Origin of the sequence: uncultured Jatrophihabitans sp. (genome assembly GCF_964252635.1) — a bacterium.
Taxonomy (GTDB): Bacteria; Actinomycetota; Actinomycetes; order Mycobacteriales; family Jatrophihabitantaceae; genus Jatrophihabitans.
In genome coordinates, this window is sequence record NZ_CAXUNP010000063.1 from 7,903 (window position 1) to 15,304 (window position 7,402).

The window sequence follows — 7,402 nt, forward strand, 5'->3', positions numbered from 1 at the left end:
CTCCGCTAGCGTCGCTCACGACCTCACTCCGTTCGGCCGGCAGAGCCCCGGCATCACTGGTTCGCTCCGCTTGCTCCGCAAGCGTGCCTCCTTCGTGGCTACGATCTTGCGGACCACCGGGCTGCGGTGTGGGCTAGAGGCTAACGGAGGATGCGTTGGGGACCGAGCTGTTCCGCCGTCCGACCCGTCGGCGCGCGCCCGCCGAGCCACGTGGCGAGATCGTCCTCGAGTCGCCACCCGAGCTGCCGGAGACCGTCGCCGGCGGCGGAGCGGGCCAAGCGCTGACGATGCTGCCCATGCTGGCCGGCGCGGGCGCGACCGGTCTGTTCGTCAGCGGCGGCGGCGGGTCGCCGGTGACCTACCTCGCCAGCGGCATGATGGGCCTGTCGATGGTGGGCATGGCCGCCGGCAGCGTCGGACGGAGCTCGGGGGAGAAGCGTCGCCGCCTGGACGGCGACCGTCGCGACTACCAGCGCTACCTGGAGCAGGTGCGGCGCCGGGTGCGCAGTGCCGCCGAGCAGCAGCGGGTGGCACGCCTCTGGCACCACCCCGAACCCGACACCCTGTGGTGCATCGCCGTCGGATCGCGACTGTGGGAACGGCGACCCGGCGACGACGACTTCCTCACCGCGCGGGTCGGCCGCGGGCCGCAACGGCTCGCGGTCAGCCTCGTCGTCCCCGAGACCAAGCCGATCGAGGACCTGGAGCCGATCTCCGCGGCGGCGCTGCGACGCTTCGTCCGCACCCACGGGTCGGTGCCCGACCTGCCGGTCGCCCTGGCCCTGACGTCGTTCGGCCGTCTCGCGTTCAGCGGGTCGCGGTCGGCCTCCCGCGCGCTGGTCCGGGCCATGGTCGCCCAGCTGCTGGCCTACCACAGCCCGGACGACGTCGTCGTCGCGGTGTGCGCGGGCAACGACGCCCGTCCGCAGTGGGAGTGGCTGAAATGGGCGCCGCACGCGCTCAGCCCGGTCGACTTCGACGCCGTCGGCCAGGCCCGCCTGATCGGTGAGGACCTGCTGGCCCTCGAGGACCAGTTCGGCGAGACCCTGACGAGCCGCGCACGCTTCGGGGTGGGCGCTGCCTCCGAGGGCCCGCACGTCGTGGTCGTCGTCGACGGCGGCCGGGTGCCGTCCGAGGCGCAGCTGTCCGAGAGCCTCGTCAACGGCGTCACCGTCCTGGACCTGTCCGACGCCACGGGCCCCGAGTTCGGCCCGGGCGTGGCCCGGCTCGAGGTGTCGCCGAACGAGATGACGCTGGCCCGCCGCGACGCGAACGGCCGCGACCAGCGCACGGCGCTGGGCACACCGGACCGGCTCAGCGTGGTCGAGGCCGAGGCCCTGGCCCGGCGGATGAGCGCGAAACGCATCTCCGCGGCCACCGCCGAACCGGCCGATGCGCTGGCCGTCGACCTCAGCCTGCCCGACCTGCTGCGCATCGGCGACCCGCGCGACGTCGACCCGTCGCTGACGTGGCGTGCACGCGCGCCGCGCGACCGGTTGCGGGTGCCGATCGGGCTCGGCCCGAACGGTCAGCCGGTCGAGCTGGACATCAAGGAGTCCGCGCAGGGCGGGATGGGCCCGCACGGCCTGGTCATCGGCGCCACCGGCTCCGGGAAGTCCGAGCTGCTGCGCACGCTGGTGCTGGGTCTGGCCCTCACGCACTCCTCCGAGACGCTGAACTTCGTGCTCGTCGACTTCAAGGGCGGCGCCACCTTCGCCAGCCTCGACGTGCTGCCGCACACGTCTGCGATCATCACCAACCTCGAGGACGAGCTGATCCTCGTCGACCGCATGAAGGACGCCATCGCGGGGGAGATGGTGCGGCGCCAGGAGGCGTTGCGGGCGGCGGGCAACTACGCGTCCCTGCGCGACTACGAGCGGGCCCGCGAGCAGGGCACACCGCTGGAGCCGATGCCGTCGTTGTTCATCGTGGTCGACGAGTTCAGCGAGCTGCTGTCGGCCAAGCCGGACTTCATCGACCTGTTCGTCATGATCGGCCGACTCGGCCGCTCGCTGGGCGTACACCTGCTGCTGGCCTCGCAGCGCCTCGAGGAGGGCAAGTTGCGGGGCCTGGACACCCACCTGTCCTACCGGGTGGGCCTGCGCACGTTCTCGGCCATCGAGTCGCGGGTCGTGCTCGGCGTGCCGGACGCCTACGAGCTGCCGAGTGCGCCGGGCAACGGCTACCTCAAGGAGGCCACCGAGGGCCTCGTGCGGTTCAAGGCTGCGTACGTGTCCGGTGCCTACGTGCGCTCGTCGCGGTCCGGTCCCGACATCAGCGACGGCTGGTCGCGGCACCAGGTGCTGCCGTACCAGATCGAGGAGATCGTCTCGCGGGAGCCGGAGCCGGAACCCGAGGTCGACGAGGGCCCGGATCCGCTCGCCGCGGCCGCGCCCGGCGAGACCATGCTCGACATCCTCGTCGAGCGTCTGGAGGGCGTGGGCCTGCCGGCCCGCAAGGTGTGGCTGCTGCCGCTGGACGTACCGCCGACCCTGGACGAGCTGCTCCCGCCGTTGGTCGAGACGGAGCTGGGCCTGCGCCCCTCCGGACCCGACGCCCCGCCGGCACTGTCGGCGCCGATCGGGCTCATCGACCGCCCCTTCGACCAGCGCCGCGACCCTTACTGGGTCAACCTGGCGAGCTCGCACTTCGTGGTGGTCGGCCGCCCGCAGAGCGGCAAGAGCACGGTCCTGCGCTCGCTGATCGCCGGCATGGCGCTGACGCACACGCCCGAGCAGGCGCAGTTCTACTGCCTGGACTTCGGCGGCGGCACGCTCACGGGGCTGTCCGACCTGCCGCACGTGGGGTCGGTGGCGACCCGGCTGGAGCCCGAACGCCTCCGGCGCACCATCGCCGAGATCAACGCCCTGCTCGCGCAGCGCGAGGAGCTGTTCACCGCGCACCGCATCGACTCGATGGCGTCCTACCGGCGGCTCGCGGCGAACGGCAGCGTGCCGCGCGACGGCTTCGGCGACGTCTTCCTCGTCGTCGACGGGTGGGGGACGCTGCGCACCGACTACGAGGCGCTGGAGACCGCGATCACCCAGATCGCCTCGCGCGGGCTCGGGTACGGCGTCCACGTCGTCGTCTCCATCCAGCGCTGGATGGAACTGCGGCCGTCGCTGCGCGACCTGATCAGCAACCGACTCGAACTGCGTCTCGGCGACCCGACCGAGTCCGAGTTCGACCGCAAGATCGCCAAGGACGTGCCCGAGGGGTCCCCGGGGCGCGGGATCAGCCCGCACAAGTTGCACTTCCTGTCCGCGTTGCCGCGCATCGACGGCGCCAGCACCGTCGAGGACCTGGTCGACGGTGTCGGCGCGCTGGTGACGCAGGTGCAGCAGGCATGGCGGGGGCCGGTGGCGCCCCCGGTGCGGCTGCTGCCCCGCGAGCTGCCCTACCGCGACCTGCCGCCGATCCCGGCCGACGGCGCGGCGCTGCCCATCGGCGTCGACGAGGACACGCTCTCGCCGGTGCTCGTGGACTTCGACGCCGAACCGCACTTCATCGTCATCGGCGACGTCGAGTCCGGGAAGTCGAACCTGCTGCGCACCATCGCCCGCGGGATCACGACCCGGTGGTCCCCGGACGAGGCCAAGATCATCACCTTCGACTTCCGGCGCGGCATGCTGGGCGCGGTCACCACGCCGCACCAGATCGGCTACGTCATGAACTCGGTGAACGCACCCGACGTCGTCGGCAACATCATCTCGGCGTTGCGCGACCGGCTGTCCGGCATCCAGGTCGACCCTGCCGTGGGTGAGGTGCCCACCTGGAGCGGCCCACGGCTGTTCGTCCTGCTCGACGACTACGACCTCATCGCCTCCAGCGCCGGCAACCAGATGCCGGCCATCACCGAGTTCCTGCCGCAGGCCCGGGACATCGGCCTGCACGTGATCGTGGCCCGGTCGGCCGGCGGGTCGGGTCAGGGCATGTACGAGACGGTGATGCGCAACCTGCGCGACATGGGCACGCCCGGGATCCTGCTGTCGGGGAGCAAGGACGAGGGCGCGGTGCTGGGCTCGGTGAAGATGGAGCCCCTGCCGCCGGGCCGGGGTCGGCTGGTGCACCGCCGGCTGGGCTCGGTGCTGGTGCAGACCGCGCGGGCCACGGACGGCGGTTGAGCCGGGCGGCTACACCTTGCGCAGGACGGACACCACGCGACCGAGGATGGTGGCGTCGTCGCCGTCGATGGGCGAGAAGGCCGGGTTGTGGGGGAGCAGCCAGGCCTTGCCGTCGCGACGCTGCAGGGTCTTGACGGTGGCCTCGCCGTCGATCATCGCGGCGATGATCTGACCGTTCTCGGCGTCCTCCTGCTGGCGCACGACGACCCAGTCGCCGTCGGCGATGGCCGCGTCGACCATCGAGTCGCCCACCACCTTGAGCATGAACAGCGTGCCGTCACCGACCAGGGACTTGGGCAGCGGGTAGACGTCCTCGATCATCTGCTCGGCGAGGATCGGGCCGCCGGCGGCGATGCGTCCCACCATGGGCACGAAGACGGGCGTCTCACCGCGGGGGGCGTCGTCGCTGACGGCGACGGCACGGCGGGCGGCCTTGCTCTTGGCCACCGCGCCGCCGCCTTCCGGCCCGCGCACGTCGACGGCACGGGGGCGGTTCGGGTCGCGCCGCAGGAAGCCCTTGCGCTCGAGCATCGCCAGCTGGTGGGCCACGCTGGAGGTCGAGGCCAACCCGGCCGACTCGCAGATCTCGCGGATGCTCGGCGGGTAACCACGCCGCTCGACCGAGTCGCGGATGACGTCGAGGATGGCCTGCTGGCGCCGGGTGAGGCCGGTGACCGGGTCGGGCAGCTCGGTGACCTTCGGGCGTCCGGGGCGGCGCTTGACCGACTCTCCCGGGGCGTCCGACTCTCCCCGGGCGTTCGCGGCCGTGCGGCTCGCCGCGACCGTCGCCGGGCGGCGCGTCGCGCTCTTGTCCTGTGCCACGGTGGGCCTCCGATGCATGGTTGTGCCGGTCTCTGTTCGTTCTGATGCCGGTGTTCGTGTCGTGTCCGTACTGGTGCTCCGTGCCGGTGTTCGTGCCGTTCCGAGCACCGCAGACGCTAGCCGCGACGCGCCTCGAACTCAAACATCTGTTCGAACGACACGCCGTCGGACGTGGTTATTGTCGGACCCCGCTGGTAAACATTCGCTCAGACGTTCTATCGAATGCCTGTTCGATGCGAGCCGCCCGGCTCGCCTACTTCGGGAGCCAGTCATGTCCGTTGCCTACGACCTCGAAACGCTGCTCGCCCCGCTGCCCGACGAGCGGCCGGCGCAGTCCCCCCGCGCGCGGTTGCACGTGGTCCCTCGCGTACCCGGCGAGGCGCTGCACGCACGCGTGGAGGAATCACCCCGGCCGGTGGCCGGGGCGTCGGTCTCGGTGCTGCACGCACCGTCCGGCGCCGCCCTGCCGCTGCGGCTGACCCGTCGCGGCGTCCTCGTGCTCGCGCTGCTGACGTCCGCATTGGCGGCCGTGCTCGTCTGGGCGGCCGCCGCCTCCGCCCCGGACGCGTCGGCCTCCGGAGCGGTTGCCGCGGGTCCGGCGACGGTCACGGTGCGCGCCGGGGACACGTTGTGGGCCGTGGCCAACCGGGTCGCGCCGCAGCGTGACCCGCGGGCCGAGGTGGCCCAGTTGCGCCGGCTCAACCACCTCGCCGACCCCGACCTCGTCCCCGGTCAGGTGCTGCGCGTGCGCTGACGCCTCGCTCTTTCGCGACGCGCCGCTTTCGGCCCTTGCGGAACAGACGCGGCCGCTCTACGGTTCAACCCCTAGATGTAGTAGTTACATGGTTGTTGTTTGTCCACAAGTTGGGGTTGCTCGTCCACAGAAGAGCGCCCCGGTCCACAGCTCGGTCCCCAGGTTCTCGACAGCCTCGTCCACAGGGCGGCGTCGAAACGGGTCCGGCCGCGAGTCAGGAGCGTGCGCATGCGGTGTCCGTACTGCCGTCACCCCGACTCGCGGGTCGTCGACTCCCGTGAGCAGGACGAGGGCCAGGTCATCCGGCGGCGTCGCTCCTGCCCCGAGTGCGGCCGGCGTTTCACCACGCTGGAGGAGGCGACGCTGGCGGTCATCAAGCGCAGCGGCGTCACCGAGCCGTTCACCCGCGCCAAGGTCGTCAGCGGTGTCCGGCGTGCCTGCCAGGGCCGCCCCGTCGACGAGGACGACCTCGCGCAGCTCGCGCAGGCCGTCGAGGAAGCCGTCCGGGCCACCGGGGTGGCCGAGGTGAACAGCGACGAGGTCGGTCTGGCCATCCTGGGCCCGCTGCGCGAACTCGACGAGGTCGCCTACCTGCGCTTCGCCAGCGTCTACCAGGCCTTCACCTCAGCGGCCGACTTCGAGAAGGCGATCGTCGACCTTCGACACCGCGCCGGCCCGCCCGCCCAGGTCGAGCCCGGCGATGCCGACAGCTCCAACCCCTGACCCACCGCAGCCAGTGATCCACCGCAGCCAGTGACCCAACGCTCCCCGCGCCCAGCGTCCCGGAAGGACACCCGCATGACCCAGGCCGACCTGACCCGCCCCGACTCCGGATCCGACGACACCGAGTCGCCGGGCACGCCGGTCTATTCGAAGTACGGCCTGCGGGTCGAGCGCGTGTACACCACCGACGGCGTGCACCCCTATGCCGAGGTGAGCTGGGAGCGCCGCGACGTCGTCATGACCAACTGGCGCGACGGGTCGATCAACTTCGAGCAGCGCGGCGTCGAGTTCCCCGACTTCTGGTCGGTCAACGCCGCCAACATCGTCACCACCAAGTACTTCCGTGGCGCGGTCGGTTCCGACGCCCGCGAGTGGTCGCTGCGTCAGCTCATCGACCGGGTCGTGCACAAGTACCGCGAGGCCGGCGAGCTGAACGGCTACTTCGCCTCCGCCGCGGACGCCGAGATCTTCGAGCACGAGCTCACCTGGATGCTGCTGCACCAGGTGTTCAGCTTCAACTCGCCCGTCTGGTTCAACGTCGGCACCACGTCGCCGCAGCAGGTCAGCGCCTGCTTCATCCTGGCCGTCGACGACACCATGGACTCGATCCTCAACTGGTACCGCGAGGAGGGCCTGATCTTCAAGGGCGGCTCGGGTGCCGGGCTCAACCTCTCCCGCATCCGCTCGTCCAAGGAGCTGCTGTCCTCGGGCGGCACGGCCTCGGGCCCGGTCAGCTTCATGCGCGGCGCCGACGCCTCGGCCGGCACCATCAAGTCCGGCGGCGCCACCCGCCGCGCCGCGAAGATGGTCGTCCTCGACATCGACCACCCCGACATCGAGGAGTTCGTGTCGACCAAGGCGCGCGAGGAGGACAAGATCCGTGTCCTGCGCGACGCCGGCTACGACATGGACCTCGGTGGCTCCGACATCACCTCGGTGCAGTACCAGAACGCCAACAACTCCGTCCGCGTCAGCGACG

The 7,402-nt window shown here is 71.5% G+C and carries 4 protein-coding genes and 1 pseudogene; 4 read left to right on the forward strand and 1 reads right to left on the reverse strand.

Features of this window, described 5'->3' with window-relative positions; genetic code table 11:
• The first annotated feature begins 155 nt into the window (after positions 1 to 155).
• Positions 156 to 4,124: a type VII secretion protein EccCa gene (eccCa, locus tag ACFFCA_RS18650; protein WP_375487572.1), complete on the forward strand. Its 3,969-nt coding sequence runs from the start codon at positions 156 to 158 to the stop codon at positions 4,122 to 4,124.
• A 9-nt stretch (positions 4,125 to 4,133) separates the two neighbouring features.
• Here eccCa and lexA read toward each other — a convergent pair whose 3' ends face one another.
• The gene (gene lexA / locus ACFFCA_RS18655) at positions 4,134 to 4,964 is read right to left on the reverse strand and encodes a transcriptional repressor LexA (RefSeq protein ID WP_375487574.1); all 831 of its coding nucleotides are present in this window, start codon (positions 4,962 to 4,964) and stop codon (positions 4,134 to 4,136) included.
• 253 nt (positions 4,965 to 5,217) lie between these two features.
• Between lexA and ACFFCA_RS18660 the strand changes: the two genes are divergently transcribed.
• From ACFFCA_RS18660 to ACFFCA_RS18670, 3 genes and pseudogenes are all read left to right on the forward strand, one after another.
• Positions 5,218 to 5,700, forward strand: coding sequence for a LysM peptidoglycan-binding domain-containing protein (locus tag ACFFCA_RS18660; RefSeq protein ID WP_375487576.1), 483 nt, complete (start codon positions 5,218 to 5,220; stop codon positions 5,698 to 5,700).
• A 228-nt stretch (positions 5,701 to 5,928) separates the two neighbouring features.
• On the forward strand, positions 5,929 to 6,423 hold the full coding sequence (nrdR, locus tag ACFFCA_RS18665) for a transcriptional regulator NrdR (protein WP_375487578.1): 495 nt from the start codon (positions 5,929 to 5,931) through the stop codon (positions 6,421 to 6,423).
• Positions 6,424 to 6,498: 75 nt separating this feature from the next.
• Positions 6,499 to 7,402, forward strand: a pseudogene (locus tag ACFFCA_RS18670) (vitamin B12-dependent ribonucleotide reductase); the annotation flags it as partial.